The organism is Adhaeribacter radiodurans, assembly GCF_014075995.1.
Lineage (GTDB): Bacteria > Bacteroidota > Bacteroidia > Cytophagales > Hymenobacteraceae > Adhaeribacter > Adhaeribacter radiodurans.
In genome coordinates this window covers 3,148,324-3,174,136 of the sequence record NZ_CP055153.1, presented here as the reverse complement: position 1 = coordinate 3,174,136, position 25,813 = coordinate 3,148,324, and the positions used below count along the sequence as shown (strand labels likewise).

The following is a 25,813-nucleotide window of genomic DNA, read 5'->3' as shown; positions in this document are numbered from 1 at the left end:
GGTAAGGATTATGAGAAAGATATATATAAAACGAGCTGAGGCGGTGGATTGTTTAAAGGAATTTAGAAAGTAATTTAGCTTCACCTGATTATGCCTTAAAATCTAGGATACCACAAACTGCCTAATTTTGATTTTTCTGTATTTGTAAATTATTCAATTACCTGACTTTTAAAGATGGCCTAATTATTAAATTTTTAAAGAAACGAAAAATTTTAGCAAAAATGATTGTTTAACTAAATTATATTCTGCTTGCATAACTTTAGGTATAAAGCCTCAATTTAGGTGCCAATAACAACTGGTTTAAAGCAAAATGTGGAATACTCTTAGTTATCAACGAGTTATCCACATTAATAATGGTACATAAAGAAGATTGGGCTTTGCCAATAAAGTTTGGAGGCAACTTGTTTGGACGAGCTTGTGGAAAATTATTAAAGTAGATTTATATGATCTTTCTGAAGAAAGTTCTTACTGTTGCTATGATATAAAAATAGTGGCTGATTATAAATTTAGTAAATTCTAAAAAGGTTAGAATTACGAATAAGCAAGAACCCTTATTTATGGAATCAAGCAGTTATCGGGAAATTAGCTATTGTGTTTAGTGAAAGTAAAGCTTAAGTATCTATCTATTCGGTCAGCTAATAAGATTTACTTTAATTCTATTAATAAGCCTGGTTCTAAAAAAATAATTGCTACGCCTATAAAGTGGTTATGCCTGAGGTTAAATGCAGAAGAATTCTTATTTTAAAGAAATTTTTAAATAAATCTAAATTCAAAGCAACCATCCCATAAAACCTTCCGTGCTGGGGGTGCAAAACAGAAGTACGTGGCTGAAAAAAGTTTTGAAGATATACGGCTCCTGATTCAGGGCTGCTTACAGTCGGATAGGGAAGCGCAGCGAAAGTTGTATCAATACTTCTTTGGCTATGCCATGAGCATTTGCGTGCGTTATTCTAAAAGTAACGAAGAAGCCCGGGAAGTGCTCAATGATGGGTTTATGAAAGTGTTTACTAAAATTGAAAAATACGACACAGAGAAATCGTTTAAAGGTTGGCTACGCCGGGTAATGATCAATACTGCCCTGGATAACTATCGCCATAATTACAAACATTACCACCACCGTGATCTGGAAGAAGCCGAAAAGGAAACAACCGCCGAAAATATTACGCATCAGTTAAGCCATGCCGATTTGATGCAGCTCATTCAGCGTTTGTCGCCGGGTTACCGTACCGTTTTTAATTTGTACGCGATCGATGGCTATACCCACGAAGAAATTTCAGAATTGCTGAATATTTCGGTAGGTACTTCTAAATCAAACTTATCGAAGGCCCGCGCTAATTTGCAGGCCATGTTAAAAAAAAGTCAACCGGATGAATTTAAGAAGTATGCCTGAAGAAGAAGAACTGGATAATATGTTCCGGCAGGCAGCGGATTCGTTTCAACCGGATTTCGACCCCGAAGCCTGGCGCGATATGGAAAAGAAGTTGGATGCAGCGGATACGCCTAAATCAACTTTTGCCAACTGGACCAAGCGATCATTGCTGGTGCTTTTATTATTAATGGCCGGCTGGTTAGTATATCGTTATACGCAACCGGAAAAGGAAATAAGTAAAACAGAACAAATTACTATTCAGGCCGAAAAACCTGGATTGCCTTTAAGAAATAATTCAGAAAAAGAAGAAAAGCAAGGTAAGAATATAGAAAAACCGGAAGTTGTAAGTTCTACGGATAAAAAGGATGTTTCTAACAGTTTACCAAATTTTAAAGATAAAACAAACGATATAGCTCAACTGCCAAGCCACGTAAATAGGGCAGTAACGGAGCAAAAAGTTGGTATTTGTTCCAGGCGTTTAAGAGTGGCAGCAAACCAGGCAAAAAAAGGTGGTGAGATGCTGAGTACTTCAATTCAAAAAGAGGCAGGAATTAAGGATACAAACAATTCTTTAATAACAGAAAGCACTGTTACAAGTGCAGTAAATAATGAAATAAAAGTAGATACTACCTTAACTGCCAAATTGTTGAATAATAATCAAAATGCCGCGGCTGATTCAACAGAGAAGATAGACCAGAAAACAAATATTGCATTGGACCATAAACCTTTGCTGGATTCTGCTCAGCTTCAGACTTTAGCAGATTCTGCCCTAAAAAAAACGCGCACCCGGTTTTTGGGCAGATTAGGATTAACGTTGGCGCTGGGGCCAGATTTTAGTACGGTTGGTTTTGTAAAGCCCGAAAAAGCCAGTACAAATATTGGAGTACTTTTAAGTTATAAAGTAAGTAACCGGTGGGCAATTTTAACTGGTATGGTGCGGGCGCGCAAAGTTTACGGCGCTAAACCCGAAGATTATCATCCGGGGCCAAATTACTGGCCGGCCGGCCAACATTTACCGGATGATATAAATGCGGTATGTAAAGTCATTGATATTCCGTTGAACGTTCGTTATTCGTTTTTGACTTTACCTACCCACGTGGCATATGTGCAAACGGGTTTATCGAGTTATATTATGCTGCACGAAGATTACCGCTACGACTATAGTAATTACGGCAATCCATATAGTAAGCATTGGATAGTGGATAATAAGAACAGGCACTTCTTCCAGGTGCTAAATGTATCGGCGGGTTACAACCGTCAAATATCGCCGGTTATTTCAGTAGGGGCAGAGCCTTTTGTAAAAATTCCCTTGGCAGGTATTGGGGCCGGCAAAGTAAACCTGACCAGTATGGGAATATTTTTTAACGTTGGATACAGTTTTCGTTAAGACCTGATCAGTAACTAAATAATAACCACTTTAATTTAAACTTATGCACCACTTTAAATGGCGAATGGCATTCCTATGCCTTCTGAATTTAGGCTTAATAACTGGTTGTGCCAGCGATAACGAAGAAGATTTATACGCGAACCCAGGTACCTGCGATACTTCGGCAGTTACTTTTTCTGGCACCATGAATGCCATTTTGGAAAACCGGGGTTGCAAGGGATGTCACGGAGCCGCAAGCCCATCCGGAGGGGTTATTCTGGATTCGTTCGCCGAAGTACAAAAACGGGCTAATAGCGGCCAATTAATGGGGGCAATTACCCACGCCCCAGGTTTTACTCCAATGCCCTTCGGCGGTACCAAAATATCAGATTGTGAAATTGCCAGTATAAAAAAATGGATCGACAATGGTACGCCAAATAACTAACCATAATATGGTCATCCACCATTAAGTAAATTAAATGTGCGGCCTCTTTAACAGATTAATTAAGAATATACATCGGTATTTAGTAAAAATAAGTGAGTCGTTTCTATACCGAATGTTTTAAATCGGCTTTCACTACTTGCATTAGTTACAACCAGTTACTATAAAACTTAATACTTGTTGCCTGTTATTTAATCCTTATATTATTTTCTCATTCCTTAAACTAGTAATCCATGAAAGTTTTCCTGTTGCTAATATGGCTGCTAGTGCTGGGCAGTGGTGAAGGAGTGGCGCAGAACCGCTACTTCACCCGGGCCGGGCACATCTGGTTTTTCTCTGAAACACCCATCGAGAATATCGAAGCACATAATAAAGCCGTTTCTTCCTTTTTGTCTTTTGATACCGGGGAGCTGGTATTTTCGGTGCCCATGAAAAATTATGAATTTCGAAAGTCGCTGATGCAGGAGCATTTTAACGAAAACTTCCTGGAAACCGATAAATATCCCCGAGGAACTTTTAAAGGTACCATCACCAATATTCAAAGTATTGATTTCCGGAAAGATGGCGTGTATCCTACCAAAGTAACCGGTACCCTTACTATTCATGGTGTATCCCGGCAGGTTACCGCCGATGGTACTTTAGATGTGAAAGGCAACCGGATTGGGGCAAAATCAACATTTACTATTACTCCCCAGGAATATAATATTGAGATTCCGCTGTTGGTGCGCAATCACATTGCTAAAATAATTCAAATAAATGTCGACATGCAGTACGAACCGTATGTTGCCAAACAATAACTTTTAAATGGTTTTCCTATGCGTCAGAAATATTATCTGTTCCTTTTCGTAATTTTTTGTAGTGTATGTGCCCGGCAAGCTGCTGCCCAGGACGATGATTTACTAAAAATGGCGGAAGCCGCCGACAGCACCCAACAAAATGCCAGCTATACTACGGGCATTTTTAAAGGTACCCGCATTATTACGGGCCATTCGGTGCAAACCAACGCGCAAAAAGAACTGGTACTTCTTATTTCGCATAGGTTTGGTACTTTAAATAGTGGGGCTTATAATTTCTTTGGTTTAGATAATGCGGTAATGCGGCTTGCCTTGGAATATGGCCTTACTAATAATCTAAACGTAGGCTTTGGGAGAAGTTCTTACCAGAAAACTTTTGATGGTTTTTTGAAATACCGCTTTATGCGTCAACAAGACGGCGGTTGGCAACGGCCCGTCTCGGCAGTTTTATTTGGCAGCGCGGCTTTAAATTCGTTGCGGCCCAGCAACCCGGAGCAGGACATAATGTTTAAATCCCGGCTTACTTATACCACTCAGCTTTTAATTGCCCGAAAATTTAATCAAAATTTATCGCTGCAATTATCACCTACCTGGATTCACCGCAACCTGGTTCCTACCCGCCAGGACGAAAGCGATGTCTATGCAATTGGTTTATCCGGTCGCCATAAAATAACCAAACGCACCTCCTTCAACGCCGAGTATTTTTACCTCTTGCCCGGCCACACCGCCGATACCTATACCAATGCTTTATCGCTTAGTTTTGATATAGAAACGGGTGGCCACGTATTTCAATTGTTGTTTAGTAATTCCATTGGCATGATTGAAAAAAATCTGATTGCCGACAATATGGGTACCTGGGGAAATGGAGATATTTACTTCGGCTTTAATATTTCCCGCGTTTTTGATTTAGATAAAAGCCGGAAAATGGATAAGAAAAAATATTGATATTCTTGAAAACGCAATCTGTTAAGCTGAGTGGTGTTTGCGGTAAGAATAATTTATAAAAAAGTAGAATAGATATTGTCTGTACCAGATTCTATATCTACTCTACTTTTTTATTTATCCCGTTAGCTAAAAGCACTAAAATATTTGCAGGACTAATGTCCTTCTTAGCCAATACCTTTAGTTACCGCTTTCATTTTGTTAAGTGCTGTTTGTGCTACCAATAATGGTTCTTGGGCGTAATATTTTTTATTAAATACCTCAAACGAAATTACTAAAGGACGATCGGGGGCTTTTACCGATTGCAAAATTTTCTTTATTGGCGCTACTCCATCGCCGGTGTAAATCCGATCGGCATCCGTAATAGTAGCCGATGGCATATTTGCTGCGTAATCGTTTACGTGAAAAACTTCCATAGCTGGTTTACCTACCAGTGGCAAACTTTCTATACTCGATCCGCCTTTGTACAAATGATACACGTCCAATAACACGCGTGCTCCCGGATGGCCGCTTTCCAAGGCTACGTACATCACTTCGCTCAACCGGCTCAGGTTTTTTGAAAATCCCCACATTTCCAATTGCGGCATGACCGTGGTCTTTTCGCCTAACTCCAATATGGCCCGGTAACGCTCGGCTGCTTTTTTTAAATCTAACCCGGGTTGTTCGGTAGCACCCATGGGCGGGGCTGCAGTACGGTGGCAACCTATTTGGGCCAGCAATTCCATTTCGCGTTTTAGTTGTTCCAGGCCTTTGGTGCGGGTAGCCTCGTCGTCTACAATCCAGGCGGCAAAACCAATCGCATTTTCTATTTTCAAACCTAAATCATTAATGAGTTTGCGGGCATCCTGCACCGTGTTTCCTTCTTTCAGGTAATTTTCTAACGTTTCCATCCAGATTTCTACTGAACGGAATCCTGCTTTAGAGGCAACTTCCAGTTCTTTAACAAAACCCAATTTATGGCCCCGGATGGTACTTAAATTTAAGCAATAAGTAAATGGAGCAGGAGCTGCTGCGGGTTGGGCCTGGCTTTGGCCAGGTAGCAGCGAAAGGCCAACCGAGGCACTTAATAATTTTAAAGAATCACGACGAGAAAAAGAAGTTGCGGACATAGACGTTTTTAGAGTAAAATGCAACCCCTAAATTATCCCACTCTTTCGAAATTGCAAATTTTAGGCCGGTCTGCTGGCAATAATTATACAATTAATAAATTTACAGCCATTATCCGGAAGATCATCGCCATAACTTCTACAGTAAATTACCAGACACTTTAATCTCCCTCTTTTCAGAAGTTTAGGGGAATTAAATAAAAAACCGGTCAGTTTACTTGACCGGTTCTGATTTTGAATGGGGTGTCTTATTTTTAGGAAGTAATTGTAGCATTTGCTTTTTAATTTCATCCAGAAGATGGGGGTCGCGTACCCGGCGGCTCAGGTAGTTTAATACGGTAACAAAAGCTTCCCGATCCTGCCACGGTAATGAGTTTACATCCATGCTTTTTAACTGATACAAATAATCGACAACCATATAATAAATTTATTTTTAGCTGATAAAAAAATTAAACTGAATCCAGCGCCCAAATAAGTTTTAGCTCTCCAATAAACTAATGCAAAGCAGTTGCTTTTTACTAATTTATTCGCTAACCAGGAGTAAATGTCTCTTTTCTGTTTTACTAAGAATAAAGAACAATACAAGTATAAATTTACCTGTAAATGAAAGATAAAGTTACACAGCGTATGTTACGCTTATGTTACTATTAGCGGGGTGTCTGGTTATAGGTTTCAAAATAGAAAAAAATATACGTTAAACCTAGTCAAAACCTTCAAAATCCGTTTTTATTTTCCAGAATCCGTATTTATTTCCTATCTTATTACCCGTAAATGTTCAATTTTAACTTGTTTGAATTAGTATTACATTTCCGAAAGTGCTTATATTTACCTTTGATATTTGTTAAAAATGTAGCTGAGAAGAACTAAGCTTTTAAGGAGGATAAAGCTTATAATTTTACCGCCTATTAAAAGAATATTACCGAAAGATAACAACTTAATAACGGTACTATTAACTTAAAATTCACTTTTTTTACTAAAAAGAAAACATCTAATATTAAATAAAACAACCTTATGCTACTCTGGTTGTTTAACCATAAACCTATAACCTAAATCAAAAAACTATGATGCTTAAGTATCTCTTTGTCTTTTTACTTGCTTTTTCTTTTTATGAGGCTAACGCCCAGCGCTCCAAACCCGACCAGCTTGCAACCAAGAAAGGTTCCGTTACGATTCAACCGGTGTTACATGGCTCTGTAGTATTTACCTGGAATAACAAAACCATTTATGTAGACCCATACGGTGGAGCCGCTGCTTTTTCGAGTTTAACTGCTCCCGATTTAATTTTGATTACGGATATTCACGGCGATCATGCTGATTTAAAAACTTTGGAGGCTATTAACACCACGAAAGCTAAATTTATTGTTCCCGCTGCTGTGGCCGAAATGTTACCAGCTAACCTGAAATCTAAAGCTACCATCCTAAAAAATGGCGATCAAACTATTCAGTATGGTATGGGAATTACCGCTGTGCCCATGTATAATCTACCGGAAACGGCTGATTCGCGGCACCCGAAAGGTAGAGGAAACGGGTATGTGCTCAATATTGGCGGAAAAAATATTTACTTATCCGGCGACACGGAAGATATTCCGGAAATGAAGGCTTTGCAAAATATTGATGTAGCTTTTGTGTGCATGAACCTACCTTTTACCATGGATATAAACCAGGCCGCAGAGGCCCTGCTGGCCTTTAAACCAAAAGTGGTTTACCCATATCATTACCGTGGCCAGGATGGTTTAAGCGATGTAGAAGCATTTAAAAAATTAGTAAATGATAAAAATGCCCAGATAGACGTTCGTCTGCGTGGTTGGTATCCTTCTAATTAAAACTTAATCTAAGTTCCTGTTTTCGTACCAGGACAATACTTAGCCGGATTCCTGATAAGGCATAAGCCAAAAAGGAATCCGGTTTTTCTATTTTAACGCTTTATAAGGTTTAATACAGCAAAAAATTATGTTGCAGCCCATTTACGAAGAACAAGTACTGCGGGAACTTAGAGACTGGCAACGCCAAATGCTGCGTTCACCTTCCTTTACTAATCGCCTGGCCAAACGGGTACAGCAAAAAATTAACACCATTATTCCCGAAAAAGTACAACAGGTAATTACCGCTACCATTAAACACATGATTCGGGCAGTTTTATTTGGCGCCGAATTTACCACCCGAACGCCTACTTATAATCATTCCTTAGAAATGCGCGAAGCTATTATCCGGGAGCGTATTGAATTTTTCAAAAAAACAGCGGCCGCCGAAGGCGGTATTACCGGTGCAGGCGGCATCTTACTTGGGTTAGCCGATTTTCCATTATTGCTAGGTTTAAAATTAAAAATGCTCTATGATATTGCCGCCCTTTATGGCTATAATGTAAGCGATTACAAAGAACGAATTTATTTGCTGTACATCTTTCAATTAGCCTTCAGCAGCCAGGAACAACGGACGCATATTTACCGGCAAATAGTAAATTGGGAAAAACAAAAACATAATTTACCCGACGATATTCACCAGTTTGATTGGCGTACTTTCCAGCAGGAATACCGCGATTACATTGACTTAGCCAAAATGGCGCAACTCATACCCATTATTGGGGCGCCGGTAGGAGCGGTGGTAAATTACCGATTGCTGGATAAATTAGGCCGCTTTGCCATGAATGCTTATCGTATGCGTTGGCTGGACGAGAGAAATAAAAGTGAGGCTTAGAAGGTGTTTTAAAAAGTACTTAGGGGAAAATAGGGGAATAAAAAAGTACTCAAAAGGGTTAAGAATAGTTGAACCACCAACTTATCAAAACCGAAATGAGTACTAGTCAAAAGAAGCAAAAACGGCGGAGATATCCAAGTGATATCAGTCAGAATGGCTGGCAGAAGTTAAAGAAGTTATTGGAAGGACCGGATTCAGCCATCAGGAAAGCAGGTCGCCCAGCCGCCGATTTAAGAGAGGTCATAAACGCTATTTTTTATGTAGTAAAAACGGGTTGTAGTTGGCGGAGCATGCCCCATGACTTACTGTGCTGGCAAACGGCGTATGGTTACTTTAATGGCTGGAGTCAGAATGGCACCTGGGAGTGGGTTCATAGCGTTTTTGTAAAAAAGCTGCGGTGCCAATCCCAGCGCCAAGCTTGTCCCTCGGCGGGCAATATAGATTCCCAAAGCATCAAAACAACGGCTTGTGGGGGTTCTCACCGGGGCTTTGATGCGGGTAAGCAAATCAAGGGCCGCAAACGGTTTGTTCTTACCGATACCCAAGGCTTGCTGTTAGCCGTATGGGTATGCGCTGCCAGTGTTTCGGAAAAGAAAGGAGCCATGCCATTGCTTCGCTATAGGAAGCGAGTGCCTTATCTAGCTCATCTCTGTCGGCGTATTAAATTGGTTTGGGTGGATGGTGGTTACCGGGGAGAGGATTTAATGGCCTATGTAAAAAAGCTATGGGGCTGGTGCTGGCAAGTAGTGCTTCGAACAGATAATACGAAAGGCTTTAAAGCCTTGCCCCGTCGATGGGTCGTAGAAAGAACTTTTGCTTGGCTGCTGTTTGCCAGACGACTGAATAAAGATTATGAAAAGAACCGTCGTAATAGTCAGAGGATGGTCTACTTAGCGATGCTAGCCCTCATGCTTAAACGAGTTTAATCTATTTTAAAACAGTTTCTTAGATTTTTTAGTGGTTAATAGACATTAACTAATGCCCATTTATTTAAGCAAGCTGATATCCGATTATTTCTATTCAAACTAAATCTTACTTAAATTAGTTAATAGAATAAAGCATTTACCTAAAACCTAATATGAATAACACCGATAAATCTGCCACTTATAATACATTAACTCCCGAAGAAGAACGGGTAATTTTGTACAAAGGCACCGAAATGCCGTTTACAGGTAAATTTAACAAAAACAAACAACCCGGTACGTACGTGTGCCGGCGCTGCAACGCTCCGCTTTACCGGTCCGCAGATAAGTTCGACTCGCATTGTGGCTGGCCCAGCTTCGACGATGAAATACCAGGTGCCGTAGAACGCGTGTTGGATGCCGATGGTTACCGGGAAGAAATTGTTTGTGCTAATTGCAAGGCCCACTTGGGTCACGTATTCGAAGGCGAACGTTTTACCCCCAAAAATACCCGGCATTGCGTTAATTCTATTTCCATGGATTTTATTCCGGAAGAATAAATAAAAACAATCAAAATAGTAAAAAAGGATGGCTAAATAGGCCATCCTTTTTTATTTAAAGGATATTGAGGCCCCTTAGTAAATCGCTTGAAGTTAACACGCTACTATTCTAACACAGAGAATTTAACCAGGAGCAGAAACAATAAAAGCTTCATCTGTTTATCTCGAATTACTTCCTTCCTAATTGTAAAAAATTAATATCCGGCACGGCTATTTGTCCGTATTGATGGTTAAACTAAAGCGCTTATGTCCGTTCCGAATCCAAATTTTGGTATTACCAAAAGTACTACCGTTACACCGGCCCCCGAAGAATTTAAGAATCCACTGCCCCGCGTAGTATTACGTTCAAATACCTACTTATTACTGGATGGAGAGTGGAAATTTTGCTACGACCCCGATGATCGGGGATTAAGCGAAGGCTGGAATAATGGGCAGCATTGTAAAACAACTGCACAATGGCCAGGTAGTGTAGAAATGCACTTAGCGGCTGCTAAGGGGCAAAAAGATCCTTATGCCTGGCAAGATAAAGTAGTGGTGTGGTACGAGCGGGAATTTCCTAAGCCGGAGCGTAACGGCGATCCAACTCCGTCTATGTTTCAGTTAACATTTGGGGCTTGCGGCTACGAAACACGCGTTTGGCTGAATGGACGCTTATTGCGCACCATTGAGGGCGAGGAGGTGCATTACGGTGAATATACCTCTTTTTCGTACGAGATTGGAGAAGAAGATCTACTCCCGGTAAACCGCCTTAACGTGCGCATTGCCGATACCATGGATGCCGAGATTCCCCGTGGGAAGCAGGAATCGCACGTATACAAACGCGGCGGCATCTGGTACCAGACTAACACGGGAGCTGTTCGTAGCGTTTGGATAGAAACCGTAGAGCGCAACCGGCTGCGGTCGCGGATAGGGGTTATTAGTGTAGTAGAAGATTACCTGGTTCGCTTTAACTTAACCACCCGTATTCACGATCCGGGGAAGTATATTATTCGGTTAAAAGTTTTTCCGCAGGAAAAAAATGCCGAGCCGCTGGTTACTTCCGATTTTGAATTAAACCTGCAAGCTGGTCAGAAAGAACAACGTTTGGTAGTGGAAGTTCCGGATGCAAAATTATGGTCGCCGGAAACGCCAAATTTGTATTGTGTAGTTGCCCAGCTTATTGATGCCAACGGCTATGTTGCCGAGATTGAAGCTCAGTTTGGTTTGCGTAAAATAGAGGCGCGCGGCCGGTTCGTGTATCTAAATAATAAACAAATTTACCTGGACGGCATTTTGTACCAACCGGGTACGGCCACTTACGATGAAATGCAGCGGCACTTTTACGCCATGAAAGCCTTGGGTTGTAACTTAGTGCGAGTACATATCGCCGGGGTAGATCCGCGCATTTATAATCTGGCCGATGAAATTGGATTGTTGTTATGGGTAGAAGTTCCAAGTCCGCATAGCTCCACGCCTTTAAGCCGACTAAATCACCAGGCCGAGTTAATAAGAATGTTAGCTTTACTGGAAACCAATCCGTCGGTTATAATCTGGAGTTTGTACAACGAAGATTGGGGCGCTCAGGATATTGCCACTAACCCCGAAACGCGCCAGTATATAGTAGACATGTATCATTACATGCTCATTAAACATCCCCAATACCTGGTAGTAGACAACGATGGCTGGCAGCATATTTCCTGGGAAGGTAAATTAAAATCGGATTTACTCACGGCACATTTGTATACTCCCGATTTAAGTCGTTGGCAGGAATTACTCGACCGGTTAACTAACGGCGAAATGGAAGGAGTAGCCGCTTTTCCGTTGGTAGTAGGCGATCCATTTTTTTACCGGCGACAAGTACCTTTAGTGGTGAGTGAGTGGGGAGGCTTTGGTTTTCCGGATTACGGCGGACCAAAAGATGCCGAAGAACGAACCGAACGTATTCGGCAATTTAAGCACGAGTTGCGGCAACGGCCCATTGCCGGCGATGTGTATACCCAGGCTACTAACATAGAAGATGAACGGAATGGGTTAATTGATGCGCATACCGGCGAATTAAGCGTTCCTCCCGGACTTTTATCGTCTTCCTGATTTTAATTTTTAATAAAAATTAGTGTGCTTCATCAGATTAGTTAAATTTAGCAAATGAAATAATTTTTTATTGCTTTTGTTATACTTTGTTTAAATGAGATGTATAAAATATTTTGATAAAAGTTGTAACTATTGTTATATTTTATTCCAAACTTTAATCAAACAAAATACTTATAAAATAAGAAACCCTTGCTTTTCCGGTTAACCTGGAAAAGCAAGGGTTTAAAATAGATGGATTAATTGTGTAAAAAGAATTAAGCGGCTCTTTTGAAATTTTCAACCGGACCGAACTTAGCTTTCTGAATAGTTTTGCCTCTTTTAGTTAATTCAATTTCTACGGGAGCCATCATTCTGGTTAAATCCGAGGAAATTACTTTGCTGTAAAACGCCTCAGCTTCCACAGAAGCACCTTTGCCAAACGAATGACGAGATTGATTTTTATTAACCGGCATACCGGGAATTAATTGATAGTTAGTGCATACTACTTCGTAAGACGGTAAAAAAGGATTGATAACTTTCCGGATTAATTTTTTCATGCGTTTGATTTATGTATAAATAATTTATAATCTATAATTAGTTGTTCCTCTTTAAGTGATGTAAAATTACTAAAAGCAAATAGCATCGCCAGCGTTGAATTATTCTATTGTTGTTATTTCTCTTGTAGCTGGTTTAGGTGCTCAGGTAAAATTAAAATAATACAATTAGCCATGTATGAGTAATTTTAATTACAAACACTAATCCATTTGTATAGCCTATACTCTCTTACAATCCAGTATAATCAAGCATTTGCCCGATTTAGTAAAACCTTCAGGAATTATTTACGCTTATATACTTTATCAATTAAACTACAACTAAAACTATGAGCACAACACCGCAAAATACCGATAACATACCGGCACCAGACGTTCAAAAAGAAGGCGAAAACGTAACGGGTGGCTCCGACGAAAACCAAGCCCAAACTCCTGACGAAGCCAGCACTCCGGATGTTCAAAAAGAAGGTGGCGAATACACCCCAGAAACGGAAACTACTAAAGAAGAAAGTACGGGCTATAACGAGTTGCCCGATCAGGCAAAAGTAGGTGGAGCATAGATAATCTATAAGTAATTATTTTAGTTATTATGTTAAATTAAAGTGCTTGTATTAGCTGGTCCTCCGGCAATAATACAAGCACTTTTTTATTGCGGTAGAGAAGGGTAGAGCGGTAACATAGCGCGGGCCAGGATAAAATTCAGGAGGGAAAAGCTATTTATAGCTATAAGCATTAAATAAATAAGTTAAAAGAAAGCTAACATACAGATTTTTAATAAATTGGATAATGCAAAACCTTAAAATTTATCTATTAACTTATCCTTTCTACTATGCAAACAAATTTTACTTACCCACCCATGCCCCTTGGGGTAGACGAAAAAATTATTCGACCTTCCGCCGCATTTAAAACCGAAGTTTTTAAAGTTTTAGGTACTATTATTTTCTTTATTCTTACCTACTTTACTTTGGTTGGTTTAGCCTTAGGGTTTGCCGCCGTGTGTATTGCTATTGCTGTCTTATTGGTTTTTACCATCACCAAATTCTTTACTATCATGATTGGTCTCGGATTAGCCGGCTTGGGGCTGATGGTAGTAATATTTATGATTAAATTTATTTTTTCCCGGCATAAAACGGATCGCTCCGGTTTAATAGAAGTTACCGAAAAAGACCAGCCCACTTTGTTTGCCTTTATCCGGCAGGTAACCCGCGAAACGCAAACCCCTTTCCCTAAGCGTATTTACCTTTCGGGCGATGTGAATGCCAGCGTATTTTATAATTCAGGTTTCTGGAGTATGTTTCTGCCGGTCCGGAAAAATTTGCAGATCGGATTAGGGTTGGTGAACTCCGTTAATATAAGTGAATTTAAAGCCATACTGGCTCATGAGTTCGGGCATTTTTCGCAACGCAGCATGAAACTAGGCAGCTATATTTATAATGTGAATCAAGTGCTATATAATTTACTTTACGATAACAAAGGTTTTGAACGGGCATTAAGCAATTGGGGTAGCGCCAGTGGTTTTTTTTCCATTTTTGCTCATTTAACTGTAGGGGTAATCAACATCATTCAGTTTATTCTGCAAAAAGTATTTCTGCTGGTAAATAAAAGTTACTCTAGGTTATCGCAACAAATGGAATTTCATGCCGATGCGGTGGCTGCTTACGTTACTGGTTCGCAGCATTTAGTAACCTCTTTGTACCGCATAGAAGCGGCGGACGTTTGTTTTAATCAATTGCTCGACCATTATAAAAACTGGGAAGATGATAATTTAATGCCGGACAATTTGTACCCGCAGCACCAGGTAGTAATGCATCAGTTGGGCCGGCAATTAAACAATCCAGTTGAGCACCATTTCTTGCAAATAAATGCGCAAACCACTTCTTTATTTCATCAGAGCCGCTTGGTTGTTAAAAATCAATGGGCCTCGCATCCTAGTACCGAAGACCGCATTGTTCATTTAAATAGTTTAAATATTCATTCCGAAACTATTCAGGAGCCAGCCTGGAGCTTATTTAAAGATGCTGAGAAGCTACAACAGCAAATGACGGTTAAAATGTTTGAAGAGGTAGTAGTAGCTTGGTCTCCTGTTGTACTGGATTTAACTGCTTTCCGAGATAAAATTACTAAAGAAGAGCAAGATTACAGCTTTGATGCTGCATACAAAGGGTTTTACGATAGCCGGGATATTACTATTTTTAGCACCACGGAGCAAGCTCAACAGGCTTTACAAGAAGTAAATGCCCCGAATAAACTGGAAGATTTTTTAACTGAAGAAGCTTGCCGTTTACCGGCTCAGGTAAGTAGTTGGCAAAGAGATGTAGAAGTGTTACAAAAAATTGCAAACGGTAAATCCGGCATTAAGAATTTAGATTTTGATGGAAAAAAGTACCGGGCCAAAGAAGTCGAAAATATTTTATCAGAACTTACCCGGGACGTATCCGAAGCGCAACAAAAACTGAAGCAACTAGACATTCAGCTTTTTCAATTCTTTTATCGGCAAGCCTTAACCCAGGGTAAAGCAGAGCAACTCAAGAGCCTATACCAGCAACTTTTCGAAGCCATGAAGGATACGGAAGGTGATGAAAAATTTTATGAAAGTATCATTTTGGTTTTACATCCTCTTTTTACACAAACGTTAGCTTTAGAAGCGGCCGCTGTATTGTTAGATGAATTAGCCAACCGGGAAAAAAATCTTAAAAAAAGAATAATAAAATTTTTAGAAAATAGTACTACTCAGGATCATCTAACTGAGAAACAGCTTGTAAAGTTGAAAGTGTATGCCCAAGCCGAAGACCCTATATACCTAGAGGGTGAAACCGTTAACGAACATGCGGTAAGTTATTTAATGGAAATGGCGAAAGTTTTTATCAATCTTAGTACTGAAAAAGCTTTTAAAGTAAAGAAGCATTTACTCCATACGCAACTAACACTTTTAAATACGTCTCAACTTAAACCAGAATACTAATAAATTGTGTTTCAGGGCCACTGATTTAAGTACTTAACGAGCGTTCGAGATATGAAAAACCCACATAAAAAGTAATCTCATCTTCTTTAATTCTGTCATTCTGGAAGAATCAAACCGGTTACTTGCTGGTTAGATTCTTCCAGAATGATAGGAATAGACGGGAATCTCTACAGTTTAATTCTTTTGGCTAATACAGGTATGTTTTATTGTTATGAAATGCTTATATCGAACGCTGGTATTTAGTAATAATTACCCCTTTACAGGCAAGTAAGTTTAGTTTTAATAAATTCCTGTCTACGCAAGCATGCTACGCTCGTGAATATTATTTCGGAGATTTTCGCCCGGGTTAATCCAAGATCCTTATTATTTAATATGCAGTCATTCGCCTGTTTCTACTGGCCAGAGGCCGGACGATGAACAACACGAGCGTAGACGCTCGCGTTAGATCAGTTTTTTACAACAGAACTTAACGCCCTTAATATTTTGGAGAGTAGGGGAGAATTTGCCTAAATGATACTTGGTAATCAAAGTAATTTACTTTTTATTCAGCCTTAATTCTCCACCTAACTCCTGCAACAGTATTTTATAATATTCAGGTAATGTCAGTTTTTATTCTAAACGTAAACGTTAGCTTTTAACCATTTAATGCTGGCAGCTGGGTCGTCTATGGTTTTGGCGCCGTCTTGTTCAATAAAAGTATGCTGCACGCCGGATAGTTTGGAGTTTTCGAAAACACGTTTAAAATCGAACTGACCGGCTCCTACCGGGCAAGGCCGTTTGGTGGTCGGGTCAATATCTTTCACGTGCCACAGTGGGAACCGGTTCGGATATTGTTTAAACATGGCAACCGGGTCCATACCGGCCATAAATGCCCAGGCTAAATCCAGTTCCATGTATACTTCGTTTTTGTTGGTATTGGTTAAAATGTAATCATAAGCACTTATACCATCCACTTTAGCAAATTCGGATTGGTGGTTATGATAGGCAAACTTCATTTTATTTTTCCGGGCAGCTTCACCAGCTTTCGCGAAAATTTCAGTTGTTTTTTTGATTTCATCCATGGTAGACTCCGCTGAACTGGAACACACCACCCAGGAACAACCTCCCTCTGCCGATTCGTCAACGATTTGTTGTAAGTTCTCAGCTAAGTTGGTTCGAGGGCCCCCGGGCATGGTTGGCCGGGTAGGAGGGGTAGCAATAGCCCCTACCGCTCCGCTAGCTGCTGCAGGGGGAGTAGTTCGGGTTCTCGGAAGGCCGCTATAATGATTACCCACCCAGGTCATGCCTAAGTCTTTAACCATCGCGCTAAATTCTTTCGGTTTGTGTCCGTAGTATAAGCCGGTAGCCGTACCTGTTGCGGTTTCTAATTCTTTCACTCCAATATCGGCAATTTGCTTTAGAACCGCTTTGGTATCCACATCGGGGCCATTTAGTAAAAAGTTGAGCGTATACGTTTGAATTCCAACGGGCGGGTATTTGGCAGCTAAATAACCAAATAAGGAATTAGCGTTACTAATTGAAGGCAATAAACCAGCCAGGGCCAAAGCGCCGGAAGTTTTTAAAAAGGATCGTCTGTTATGCATATAAGTTTCTTTTAAAGTCAGTTAGTATATAATTCAAAATTAAGGGGTATGTAAAAGCAAAATCTGGAATATAAATTAGTAAGAAAGAGAAATATAAGAGAATCTTTTTGATTTTTAATGCATTGCCTTCTTCAAATAAAACTTGGTTTTTAAAGCTTTTTACTACTACCCGGAATACCGTTTAGTATTCACGTAAGCTTATTGAAGCACTTTCTTTCGGGTTACAAATACTTCTTGTATAAATTGTAAAGTACCCGTTTATCTGAATCCGTTAAAATGCTGTTTACTTCCGTTTGAATAAAGTGAAGCTTAAATGCTTTTATGGCAGCTGCTAAATCGCTGGTGTCGTACCCAATAATCCGTAACGCTTCAATCGGGTTAAAGCCAGTGGGCACTCCAGTAACGTTCAGAACACTATCTGCCGCTATAAGCGTGGTATCTGCTACTAAAAAAGTCGTATCTATTAAATGAAGTGCAACATTAGCAAGGGTAGTATCCGTTAAGGGAAAATTTCCCAATACCTCGGCATCGTACCATAAACCAAAGCCTTGCTGGGCCAGTTGTTGCCAAGGAAAAGTAGCATTGGGGTCGTTTTTACGGGTAGGGGCAATATCGGCGTGGCCGATAAAATTGGCTGTGGGTATGTTATACGTTTTCTTTAAAATTGCCAATAATTTCAGCAAGCTCGCTACTTGATCAGGAGCAAAAGGTTCAGCCCCGTTATTATCCAGTTCAATGCCAACGGAAGAAGAATTAATATCAGTATTATTTCCCCATTTACCGGCTCCGGCATGCCAGGCGCGTAAATAATCGTTCAGCATGTGGTACACTTTGCCATTGCGGTCAATAACATAATGGGCACTTACCTGGGTACGGGTTTGCGTAAATGTTTGCAGGGTTTGAGCCGATGAACTTTGGGCAGTATGGTGAATAATAATATAATTAGGCTTCCGAACATTAAAATTTGTAGACCCAACCCAGATATCTCCCATATTTAAGCTATCGGCACCTGGTGTTACTACCGGAACTTGCCGCAAACTGCGGGCAAAAGCTTTTACTTGTTTTTTATACGATTTATTGGTGGAAGCATAAGGATTAGGGGCGCAGGAATATACACTCAGGCCACTTATTACTAATATGCCCAGGCGGATTAAAGCTTTTTTCATAGAAACCGAATTAACGGCTTCAAGTTAAGCATAAGGTTTAAATTGCCTATTTAGATTACTAATGAAAGTAATTAAAAAGAAAAGGTACTTGTTACATGGCCGGAAAGCCGCCGTTAATTATAGAAAATTTGCGAATGCATTATGTATAACAGATCCTTCCTTTAAGGAGGGTTACTTCCTGAAAAAAAGAAATAGTAAAATTACCGCTAACAGCAATTTATTAGCGAAAATAGTAGCCCCGGATTACCTTGCTGAAAATTGCGGTTATAAGGCGATCATTTTACTTAAAACATCTGGTGGAGTTTGAGTAAGGCCTCGGGCATTTATTTGTTCAAAATAGGTGTACCATCCAGCACCCACTACTCCTTCTTCAAATTCCTGAGCAGAATTAGCATCTGGGAAACTCCAAACCGCAAAGAAATCGTAATCAATTCGCTGATAAGTATTTTGATCATTTACTCCCCAGCTTATAATCTGTACCCCATTCTCCAACAAATTTTGAATAAACGGCCCTAGTTGATTAATGTAATTGCTCCGTTCTTCCTGACTTATATTTTGCCAAGCGGGGGTTGCTTTCCAGAGTTCGATGTACGTAATCATAGCTTTAATTTTTTTAGGTGTAAATGCATAATAATTTAACTAAAATTTACAATAACGAACCACTATTTGATTAATAATTAATTATGAAAGTATGGGCCAATTAACCAGCAAAATTTTTGGTTGTATTTTTTAGTATAATCATAAAGCAAAAACAGCTTAAATCTTCTATAACATCAAATTGTATCAAAAATCTATTCTAGATTTTGCTGGCTAGTAAGCATATTCTTTGTAGCCAGTTCCTGTCTCCAGGCGGCGGTGCTAACTTGTTTGATAATTCTAGATTTGCCTCATGGCCGGCGGACCTCGTTTGGCTCTTTCGGGCGGTTTAGCGAACCTTGGCTCACTCCGTTGCGCCATGCTGCTCCCGCAGCACCGGAACGCTAAAAGGCCCTCAACAGCCAAACTGGTATCAGTGCTTGTAGCTACCTGGTTCTAGCTATCAAAGGCAAAGTTTTAGTAAATACGCCTCTTCGTACAAGTGTTAAGCGAAGCGTCACTTGGGCGTAAGAACAAGAGTCAGTCTCCCGACTGAGGTGTATTAGGGTATTCGCCAGCCGGGAGACTGGCTTTGGTCGATAAGTCACCAGTTTCGCTCTGCTAAGGCTGGCGCAAGCAAGATATGCTAGCAAGATGTACTAGAAAAGAATACCAGACAATAGCCAGCAGGAGAAAGGCACGGAAGTAAATCCGCGCCATAGTAAATGCCAATAAATTAAAAGCAAAGGAAGTGGCAATGTATGCCAAAAAGGACTGCAGTAGCTAAGTGCAAAGACATCTGTTTAGCTGTGAAGCACCTGCTAGGGTTCCGGTACTGCGCAGCAGTATTCCGCAGACGGAGTCGTGGAAAGGAAGAATAGCGAGGGCGGAAGAGCCAAACGGGGCCCGCCGGCCACGAGGCAAAACTTGAATTATCAACCTAGATAGCACTCAAGCCTGGTGTCTTGAAAAGGCTCCACAGAACAAAATCAAAGTTTTCTATAGCAACTACTTCTTACTATTGGGTATAAAGGGTAAGAAGAAATTCTGAGCTTACTTTATCTTAAAGTATTGTTTTAATAACTGAAAAAATAAAAAAGCCGCAAGTTTTAGCTTGCGGCGGAGGGTAAGTAGGCTGAATGAGTTGCTATATTTAGAACCTTTACCTATTTTTTAGAGAATAATTTGCGAACCAAGCGTACAATTTTTTCAATAACAAAGCCCAGTATAACGCCACCAATTGCGCAAGCCAGGGCTTTAGCTAACCAAGCCAGGGGCGGTACGCTGGCTAAAGAATGTTCCAGGTTTTCTACCAGGTGATGTAAAAAAGGAATGCCGTGGGTAATAATTTCGAAACCAACCCATAGCATGGCCGCGGTGCCCACGTAGCCTAATATCTTTAAAAAATGCGGCATAAATTTTACAATGCCTCGTCCGAGGTTTCGTACCTGTGGACTATGAGTTTCTTTAGCCAGGTGTACACCAAAATCATCGGCTTTTACAATTAAACCCACAAACCCATAAACAGCCGCCGTAATAAAAACCGCTACGCAAAACAATACCACGATTTGGGAAATTAATGGTTGATCGGCTACCTGGCTGTAAGCAATTGCAATTATTTCAGATGACAGAATAATATCGGTGCGTACGGCGCTTTTTATTCTTTCTTTTTCCAGTTCTTCCGGGGTGGTTATTTCTACGGCTGCGCTTTTGTCGTGTGCCTCCTCGTGCGAGCTAAACATGGAATGCACTTTTTCGTAACCCTCGAAACATAAATAAGCTCCACCCAGCATGAGTATAGGTTGGATAGCCCAGGGCGCAAAAAAACCGAGCAACAGCGCTGCCGGCGCTAAGAAAATAACTTTATTAATCAGCGACTTTTTGGCAATCTGAAAAATAATAGCCAGCTCCCGCGCGGGATCGAGGCCTACTACGTATTTGGGTGTTACAGCGGTATCATCAATCACAATGCCGGAAACTTTACCGGTAGTTTTGGCAACCTGCGTAGGAACATCGTCTAAGCTGGCCGCGCTAACTTTAACGAGGGCACCAATATCATCTAATAAAGCAAGGAGTCCGGATGGCATTATATATATTTTAGTTTTAGTAGATTATTTATTTACTTTTATTTACCCAACGCTTTTGTTTTGCGGTGGTTTGCCTCCAATTTAGGCAGAGCCTTATCGATTACCAAATAGTAAATTGGCCTTGGCTACTAAGTGGTTTGGAGCAGGTCATTTACAATTAGGTAATTTAATTTGAGGCAGTACTTTTAAGGGCACTAGTATCAGCACAGTACTCCATTCATAAACTTTTTGTTCTATTCTTAATCTAACCCTGAGGTATTAATATCAGATAAATTACGCTTTTCCGCTGCAATCATTTCATAAAAAAATTTTCTGGGCACAGCCATTAACTGCTTTTTCCGTTGTCTGCGGGGTACGGGATGGTATTACGCAGACTTTCGATACGTTCCGGACTAAATTTGGGAAGCGGTAAATCGTGAGTGTTACGCCAATTATTTACTTTTTCTTCGGCAGCTTTCGTGTTTTCTTCGGATTTTCCTGAGTCGCGGCCCAGGTAAACCGTTTGCGACGGAAAAGCAAAACCCGAACCGCTGGCTTCTACTACGTCCATCATCCGGAGCAGTAAATCTTCCTGAATTTCCAGAAACTCGTTAAAATCGGTGGTGAGTACATAAGAGAAAACCTCCAGGTTATACGAAAAATCGCCAATGCCTACAAAACGTACACGCGCGGAATTGGGATCTATTTTAGGATGCGCATATAGAATGGAGCGCAGCTCTACCAGTAAATACCGGAGTTGGTCGGGACTGGTATCGCAGCGGACGCTGAAAGTAGGATGAAACCAAATGCGATCCCGGTGCGCGAAGTTTTCGATGCGTTGCGACGAAAAATCCCCGTTCGGAATAGTAACTACGGTGCGTTCGTTAGTGCGAATGCGGGTAGAGCGCATGCCTATGGTTTCGACGGTGCCTACTGTATCGCCCACTTTGCAAAAGTCACCTACCCGGATGGGCTGGTCGGCAATTAGCGTAACGCTGCCTACAAAATTTTCTACCGTTTTTTGGGCTCCTAATGCCAACGCCAAACCACCCACTCCCAAGGCAGCCAAACCAGTAGTAACATCAAAACCCAGGGTACTTAAAATGCCAATAGTTCCAAAAACAAGAACGGCAATTTTAGCGCCTCGCCGCAGGAACAGTACTGCCGAAAGCCCCGCCTGGTGTTGGTGCCGGATCATTCGCCGCTCTATAAAACGACCAAAAACATCCACTAACCGCCACAAAAGCAGCAGAAACACGAAGAATCCTATAATTACCGTAAGAACACTGAACTTTTGCCGCACAATAATGGAGATACCCGCCCGCTGACTAAATTCAAAAAAGAACCAAAGCGCCAGATATAACTGCAACGGCAAGACAAAGGCGGTGATAATGCCGGATATAGGATCTTCGGTAGCCCGGTACCAGCTTTTCCGGAGCACAAACAAGAAAGCCTGCACCAGGCACCAGCTCACAGCATAGCTTCCTATTGCAATAAGCAGCAAGGCTAGCCAATGACCAATGGGCACGCCGCCCCATTTGTTTTTCACAATCACTTCGGGCATTACCTTATCGGCGATGGGAGTAGAGGTTTGCTCAATTTCTTTGGGAATGCGCTGAACAGTTTGGGAAGAAAATAACCAGATCGGGCCACCACTAGCATCTTCGGTCTTCTCCAGGAATAAATCAAATTTTTCGCCGTTGGCAGTAGCGTTACCCACACGTTCCAGATTGGTGCCTAGATTATCATCTTCCCGGCCATTAAAGTTATCGCTGAGTAAAGAATACGGAACAATTTCTCCACCGTGATCAAGCAACCGTTGCAGGGAATGCGCCAATTGTTCGCCTTGCTTTTTCTGTTTGCGGGTTAGATTAAAATACAGTGCCGCTTTCGGGTAATCTTCGTCGGCCAGTGACCGAATAAATCCTTGCACCGCTCCGCGCGGGGTACGCCGTCCAAGGGTATCGTTTGGCCAATCGGGTACAGCCGCTGCCGAATCAATAACTTGTTCTTTTTTGGGCAAGGACAACTGCGCCCAGGCAGGCGTTTCTACCAAGCCCAGTAAAAACAGCGCAACAAAAAAGATTTTAGCAAAGACGGATAATGGTTTTAAATATTTAAAAAGATATAAAAATAAAGGCACTAAAAATTTCATGGTAAAATTTTAAATTAAAAAGATTTACAGCTACGCCATTTATACCAGGTAACAATTCCTTTCACACCAAAGCCGTTTGATTTCGTGTTTACGAATTTATGGTAGCTAGGTGTTACAAACTGGGCAAAGCAGAGTAGTAAAACATTTATACCAACTTGTATCAAAAAGCTATTATAGATTTTGCTGGTTAGTAAGCTTTTTCTTTGGAGCCTTTCCAAGTCTCCATTCAGCGGTGCTGATGCGATTCAACGGTCTAAGTTTGCCTCGTGGCCGGCGGGCCCCGTTTAGCTCTCTCGGGCGGTTTAGCGAACCTTGGCTCGTTGCACTGCGCCATGCCTCCTGCGTCGGCACCGGAACGCTAAAAGGCCCACCACAGCCAAACTGGTGTCTATTGCGTTTAGTTACTGCTTTTCTTCCACATTTTGTATTGTGAAGGAGAAGGGAAATGATTATAATAGGCGGCTAGTAATGCCAATAATTAATGGAATGAAACTTCCTAGTTCTGCTTTCCGTCTCAACATATTCTAATAAATTCGGCTTCATACCAGATAATAATACTAAAAAAGTAATATCAGCAGCCACTCGCAAGAAATACCAGTTTGGTTGTGGAGGGCCTTTTAGCGTTCTGGTGCTGCAAAGCAGCATGGCGTAGTGCAACGAGCCAAGGTTCGCTAAACCGCCCGAGAGAGCCAAACGAGGCCCGCCGGCCATGAGGCAAACTTAGACCGTTGAATCGCATCAGCACCGCTGAATGGAGACTTGGAAAGGCTCCAAAGAAGAACCGCAAAGTCTACTATATCAACTAATGCTTACTATTGAGTATTACTTATGCAATAGTCTATCCTCTATTATCTTGATACCTCTGCTTAGTTACTTACCACTTTCTATAAACTAAAACGCCCGGCAAATTCATCGGGCGTTTTAGTTTATATCTAACAAAAATATGTTCGGTTAATAGCCATCTACTTTTAGTACTTCGTACCAGATTTCGTTATTATGAAGTACCGGTTTGTACTGTACCCCATCTACAATGTAATAGGTTTCACCGTCAATTACTACTTCTTCGTAGCCATCCGGAATGCTTTCCACTAAAGCGCCTACGGGTGGCCTTACCACTTCGTAGTAACCATTCCGGAGTTCGTAATAAGTACCGTAGTAATAGTAATAAGGGCGTTGGCTAATGAAAAATCGAAGGTGACCCGCAGGGATCATCCGGGTACGCAAACCAACAGGAGCGGGCACTACCACGTAACGGCCGTTCATGGGTCGATAATAAACGCCATTGTCGTAATGGAAATAAACGCCGCCAAAAGCCACAGTTATCGAACTACTCGGGGCAAAGGGTACCGAATAACCTCTTCGGGGTAAGTTTCTGTAATTCCAGTTAGGGCTGCGGTAATTGGGCCGGTTGTAATGACTGGGTGCCGGGTAAGTAGGATGCGCGGGATAGCGGTAATTTCTGTTGCTCCCATAAGCTAACTCCCGGCTTCTTTGCCGATCCGGCGATTGGTACCGTTCCCTATCCGATGAATAACGCTCCCGATTAGAGGACTGGTACCGCTCCTTGCGACTCATTTCCGGGCGGGGAGTGGGGTTCCGGTAATCTCTGTTCAGGCTAGGGGAAGAAGGCCGGCTTAACTCCCGATTTGGCCTGCCACTTTCCCGGCCAGATGGACGGTTGTTTTCCCGGTTGTTTGTTCTATCGTTTTGGTGAGTACTACTCCGGTCCGGACGTTGGGCAAAACTGGAATTCGGAAAAACCAACCCACCCAGCAAAGCTACTCCCAATAAGAAAGCCGGTTTCTTTAAATCAAAAATAGGTTTAAAATGTAAAATAGGTTCTGTTACCCTTTTCATGTATGCAATAATTTATAATCGTTAGATTATAAAAACTGAAGAAGGTTTAATTTCTATATTCAGATTTTTAAAATTTATTTTTGATCTTAAAAAAGACACTAGTATCAATATGCCAGATGTTAGACTTTAATGTGTATAAGCAATGGAATGTTACTCCTTTTTTCTACGATCTCGATAGCATGTTTAGTTAATTAATTTTGCCCAATTGCTTATTTGAGGCTTATGTAAAGGACCTAATTAAAAATTGATTTTTAATTTACTTTTATTTACCCTGTCCTCTCCGCCGTAAATGGGTTAAGTTCTTTTAGCTTCTCCTTTGCATCTTCCTCGGGAGAAGCAATATCCGGTCTCTAGCCCGTAGAAAAATTTACTGGTGCGCCCGGCCAGAGGCCTACCAAATAGTAGACACGAGCGTAGACGCTCGCGCCAGGAGGGAGTAGGAGAAGCTAAATACCAGTATGATTAGTTTTAAAGGCCTTTTTTTACTTAACTCCTCCAAAGTTTCAGTACCAATTAGTTCTAATTAAATCCTGCTTTCACGGGCGTCTATGTTCGTGAAGATTATTCAGGAGGTCTCCAGCCGGGCGAATCCCATAGTCTTGTTATTATTCAGAGTGCATTCATTCGCCTGTTTCTACCGGCCAGAGGCCGGACGATGAACAACACGAGCGTA

The 25,813-nt window shown here is 41.2% G+C and carries 23 protein-coding genes; 13 read left to right on the top strand and 10 right to left on the bottom strand.

Translation table 11 applies throughout. The features are described from left to right. Positions 1-823 precede the first annotated feature (823 nt). From HUW48_RS12840 to HUW48_RS12820, 5 genes are all read left to right on the top strand, one after another. Positions 824-1,390: an RNA polymerase sigma factor gene (locus tag HUW48_RS12840; protein WP_182416049.1), complete on the top strand. Its 567-nt coding sequence runs from the start codon at positions 824-826 to the stop codon at positions 1,388-1,390. Then, positions 1,368-2,756: a hypothetical protein gene (locus HUW48_RS12835; protein WP_182416048.1), complete on the top strand. Its 1,389-nt coding sequence runs from the start codon at positions 1,368-1,370 to the stop codon at positions 2,754-2,756. Before HUW48_RS12840 ends, HUW48_RS12835 begins: the two co-directional genes overlap by 23 nt. Before the next feature lie 43 nt (positions 2,757-2,799). Beyond that, positions 2,800-3,180, top strand: a complete 381-nt coding sequence (locus HUW48_RS12830; protein ID WP_182416047.1) for a hypothetical protein — start codon at positions 2,800-2,802, stop codon at positions 3,178-3,180. A gap of 230 nt (positions 3,181-3,410) precedes the next feature. Beyond that, positions 3,411-3,974 (top strand): YceI family protein, encoded by a 564-nt coding sequence (locus tag HUW48_RS12825; protein WP_182416046.1) that lies wholly within the window; start codon positions 3,411-3,413, stop codon positions 3,972-3,974. 18 nt (positions 3,975-3,992) lie between these two features. Then, positions 3,993-4,916 (top strand): DUF5777 family beta-barrel protein, encoded by a 924-nt coding sequence (locus HUW48_RS12820; protein ID WP_182416045.1) that lies wholly within the window; start codon positions 3,993-3,995, stop codon positions 4,914-4,916. A 164-nt stretch (positions 4,917-5,080) separates the two neighbouring features. Here the strand turns inward: HUW48_RS12820 and HUW48_RS12815 are convergent, their stop codons facing one another. Continuing rightward, positions 5,081-6,022 carry a sugar phosphate isomerase/epimerase family protein gene (locus HUW48_RS12815; protein ID WP_182416044.1) on the bottom strand — a complete coding sequence of 314 codons (942 nt, stop codon included), beginning with the start codon at positions 6,020-6,022 and terminating at the stop codon, positions 5,081-5,083. Between the two features lie 211 nt (positions 6,023-6,233). Continuing rightward, positions 6,234-6,437, bottom strand: a complete 204-nt coding sequence (locus HUW48_RS12810; protein WP_182416043.1) for a hypothetical protein — start codon at positions 6,435-6,437, stop codon at positions 6,234-6,236. Positions 6,438-7,080: 643 nt separating this feature from the next. Here HUW48_RS12810 and HUW48_RS12805 point away from each other — a divergent pair. The 5 genes from HUW48_RS12805 to HUW48_RS12785 all read left to right on the top strand — a co-directional run bounded on the left by HUW48_RS12805 (position 7,081) and on the right by HUW48_RS12785 (position 12,245). Continuing rightward, complete coding sequence (locus tag HUW48_RS12805; protein WP_394368467.1) at positions 7,081-7,842, top strand: MBL fold metallo-hydrolase; 762 nt, start codon at positions 7,081-7,083, stop codon at positions 7,840-7,842. A gap of 127 nt (positions 7,843-7,969) precedes the next feature. Next, positions 7,970-8,713 carry an EcsC family protein gene (locus HUW48_RS12800; RefSeq protein ID WP_182416042.1) on the top strand — a complete coding sequence of 248 codons (744 nt, stop codon included), beginning with the start codon at positions 7,970-7,972 and terminating at the stop codon, positions 8,711-8,713. A 95-nt stretch (positions 8,714-8,808) separates the two neighbouring features. Beyond that, positions 8,809-9,639, top strand: a complete 831-nt coding sequence (locus HUW48_RS12795) for an IS5 family transposase (RefSeq protein ID WP_182416041.1) — start codon at positions 8,809-8,811, stop codon at positions 9,637-9,639. A 152-nt stretch (positions 9,640-9,791) separates the two neighbouring features. After that, positions 9,792-10,175, top strand: a complete 384-nt coding sequence (locus HUW48_RS12790) for a methionine-R-sulfoxide reductase (RefSeq protein WP_182416040.1) — start codon at positions 9,792-9,794, stop codon at positions 10,173-10,175. Positions 10,176-10,421: 246 nt separating this feature from the next. After that, entirely contained in the window at positions 10,422-12,245 is a 1,824-nt protein-coding gene (locus HUW48_RS12785) for a glycoside hydrolase family 2 protein (RefSeq protein ID WP_182416039.1), read from the top strand. 254 nt (positions 12,246-12,499) lie between these two features. Here HUW48_RS12785 and HUW48_RS12780 read toward each other — a convergent pair whose 3' ends face one another. Beyond that, complete coding sequence (locus HUW48_RS12780; RefSeq protein ID WP_182416038.1) at positions 12,500-12,781, bottom strand: hypothetical protein; 282 nt, start codon at positions 12,779-12,781, stop codon at positions 12,500-12,502. Positions 12,782-13,104: 323 nt separating this feature from the next. Here HUW48_RS12780 and HUW48_RS12775 point away from each other — a divergent pair, with 323 nt between their 5' ends. Both HUW48_RS12775 and HUW48_RS12770 read left to right on the top strand, forming a co-directional pair. Beyond that, positions 13,105-13,335 (top strand): hypothetical protein, encoded by a 231-nt coding sequence (locus HUW48_RS12775; RefSeq protein WP_182416037.1) that lies wholly within the window; start codon positions 13,105-13,107, stop codon positions 13,333-13,335. 269 nt (positions 13,336-13,604) lie between these two features. Beyond that, a complete protein-coding gene (locus HUW48_RS12770) occupies positions 13,605-15,737 on the top strand; it encodes a M48 family metallopeptidase (RefSeq protein WP_182416036.1) in 2,133 nt (710 codons plus the stop codon). A gap of 614 nt (positions 15,738-16,351) precedes the next feature. On the opposite strand, the gene HUW48_RS12765 is transcribed toward HUW48_RS12770, so the two are convergent. The 3 genes from HUW48_RS12765 to HUW48_RS12755 form a co-directional block, all read right to left on the bottom strand. Next, positions 16,352-17,320 (bottom strand): TIM barrel protein, encoded by a 969-nt coding sequence (locus HUW48_RS12765; RefSeq protein ID WP_182416035.1) that lies wholly within the window; start codon positions 17,318-17,320, stop codon positions 16,352-16,354. Positions 17,321-17,541: 221 nt separating this feature from the next. Continuing rightward, a complete protein-coding gene (locus HUW48_RS12760; protein ID WP_182416034.1) occupies positions 17,542-18,486 on the bottom strand; it encodes an N-acetylmuramoyl-L-alanine amidase in 945 nt (314 codons plus the stop codon). 264 nt (positions 18,487-18,750) lie between these two features. Continuing rightward, entirely contained in the window at positions 18,751-19,086 is a 336-nt protein-coding gene (locus HUW48_RS12755; protein ID WP_182416033.1) for a DUF6616 family protein, read from the bottom strand. Positions 19,087-19,375: 289 nt separating this feature from the next. On the opposite strand from HUW48_RS12755, the gene HUW48_RS12750 reads away from it, so the two are divergent. Continuing rightward, complete coding sequence (locus HUW48_RS12750) at positions 19,376-19,522, top strand: hypothetical protein (protein ID WP_182416032.1); 147 nt, start codon at positions 19,376-19,378, stop codon at positions 19,520-19,522. 706 nt (positions 19,523-20,228) lie between these two features. Here HUW48_RS12750 and HUW48_RS12745 read toward each other — a convergent pair. The 4 genes from HUW48_RS12745 to HUW48_RS12730 form a co-directional block, all read right to left on the bottom strand. Continuing rightward, positions 20,229-21,149: a DUF808 domain-containing protein gene (locus HUW48_RS12745; protein WP_182416031.1), complete on the bottom strand. Its 921-nt coding sequence runs from the start codon at positions 21,147-21,149 to the stop codon at positions 20,229-20,231. Positions 21,150-21,474: 325 nt separating this feature from the next. Further along, positions 21,475-23,283, bottom strand: coding sequence for a mechanosensitive ion channel family protein (locus HUW48_RS12740; RefSeq protein WP_182416030.1), 1,809 nt, complete (start codon positions 23,281-23,283; stop codon positions 21,475-21,477). 462 nt (positions 23,284-23,745) lie between these two features. Next, a complete protein-coding gene (locus HUW48_RS12735) occupies positions 23,746-23,994 on the bottom strand; it encodes a hypothetical protein (RefSeq protein ID WP_182416029.1) in 249 nt (82 codons plus the stop codon). A gap of 240 nt (positions 23,995-24,234) precedes the next feature. After that, the gene (locus HUW48_RS12730; protein ID WP_182416028.1) at positions 24,235-25,140 is read right to left on the bottom strand and encodes a DUF6515 family protein; all 906 of its coding nucleotides are present in this window, start codon (positions 25,138-25,140) and stop codon (positions 24,235-24,237) included. Positions 25,141-25,813: the final 673 nt, after the last annotated feature.

What these genes read in the sequence shown, in the direction of transcription:
- HUW48_RS12835 (WP_182416048.1), top strand. Translation starts at nt 1,368, where the DNA reads ATGAATTTAAGAAGTATGCCTGAAGAAGAAGAACTGGATAATATGTTC.
- HUW48_RS12830 (WP_182416047.1), top strand. Translation starts at nt 2,800, where the DNA reads ATGCACCACTTTAAATGGCGAATGGCATTCCTATGCCTTCTGAATTTA.
- HUW48_RS12825 (WP_182416046.1), top strand. Translation starts at nt 3,411, where the DNA reads ATGAAAGTTTTCCTGTTGCTAATATGGCTGCTAGTGCTGGGCAGTGGT.
- HUW48_RS12820 (WP_182416045.1), top strand. Translation starts at nt 3,993, where the DNA reads ATGCGTCAGAAATATTATCTGTTCCTTTTCGTAATTTTTTGTAGTGTA.
- HUW48_RS12815 (WP_182416044.1), bottom strand. Translation starts at nt 6,022, where the DNA reads ATGTCCGCAACTTCTTTTTCTCGTCGTGATTCTTTAAAATTATTAAGT.
- HUW48_RS12810 (WP_182416043.1), bottom strand. Translation starts at nt 6,437, where the DNA reads ATGGTTGTCGATTATTTGTATCAGTTAAAAAGCATGGATGTAAACTCA.
- HUW48_RS12805 (WP_394368467.1), top strand. Translation starts at nt 7,081, where the DNA reads ATGATGCTTAAGTATCTCTTTGTCTTTTTACTTGCTTTTTCTTTTTAT.
- HUW48_RS12800 (WP_182416042.1), top strand. Translation starts at nt 7,970, where the DNA reads ATGTTGCAGCCCATTTACGAAGAACAAGTACTGCGGGAACTTAGAGAC.
- HUW48_RS12795 (WP_182416041.1), top strand. Translation starts at nt 8,809, where the DNA reads ATGAGTACTAGTCAAAAGAAGCAAAAACGGCGGAGATATCCAAGTGAT.
- HUW48_RS12790 (WP_182416040.1), top strand. Translation starts at nt 9,792, where the DNA reads ATGAATAACACCGATAAATCTGCCACTTATAATACATTAACTCCCGAA.
- HUW48_RS12785 (WP_182416039.1), top strand. Translation starts at nt 10,422, where the DNA reads ATGTCCGTTCCGAATCCAAATTTTGGTATTACCAAAAGTACTACCGTT.
- HUW48_RS12780 (WP_182416038.1), bottom strand. Translation starts at nt 12,781, where the DNA reads ATGAAAAAATTAATCCGGAAAGTTATCAATCCTTTTTTACCGTCTTAC.
- HUW48_RS12775 (WP_182416037.1), top strand. Translation starts at nt 13,105, where the DNA reads ATGAGCACAACACCGCAAAATACCGATAACATACCGGCACCAGACGTT.
- HUW48_RS12770 (WP_182416036.1), top strand. Translation starts at nt 13,605, where the DNA reads ATGCAAACAAATTTTACTTACCCACCCATGCCCCTTGGGGTAGACGAA.
- HUW48_RS12765 (WP_182416035.1), bottom strand. Translation starts at nt 17,320, where the DNA reads ATGCATAACAGACGATCCTTTTTAAAAACTTCCGGCGCTTTGGCCCTG.
- HUW48_RS12760 (WP_182416034.1), bottom strand. Translation starts at nt 18,486, where the DNA reads ATGAAAAAAGCTTTAATCCGCCTGGGCATATTAGTAATAAGTGGCCTG.
- HUW48_RS12755 (WP_182416033.1), bottom strand. Translation starts at nt 19,086, where the DNA reads ATGATTACGTACATCGAACTCTGGAAAGCAACCCCCGCTTGGCAAAAT.
- HUW48_RS12750 (WP_182416032.1), top strand. Translation starts at nt 19,376, where the DNA reads ATGGCCGGCGGACCTCGTTTGGCTCTTTCGGGCGGTTTAGCGAACCTT.
- HUW48_RS12745 (WP_182416031.1), bottom strand. Translation starts at nt 21,149, where the DNA reads ATGCCATCCGGACTCCTTGCTTTATTAGATGATATTGGTGCCCTCGTT.
- HUW48_RS12740 (WP_182416030.1), bottom strand. Translation starts at nt 23,283, where the DNA reads ATGAAATTTTTAGTGCCTTTATTTTTATATCTTTTTAAATATTTAAAA.
- HUW48_RS12735 (WP_182416029.1), bottom strand. Translation starts at nt 23,994, where the DNA reads ATGGCCGGCGGGCCTCGTTTGGCTCTCTCGGGCGGTTTAGCGAACCTT.
- HUW48_RS12730 (WP_182416028.1), bottom strand. Translation starts at nt 25,140, where the DNA reads ATGAAAAGGGTAACAGAACCTATTTTACATTTTAAACCTATTTTTGAT.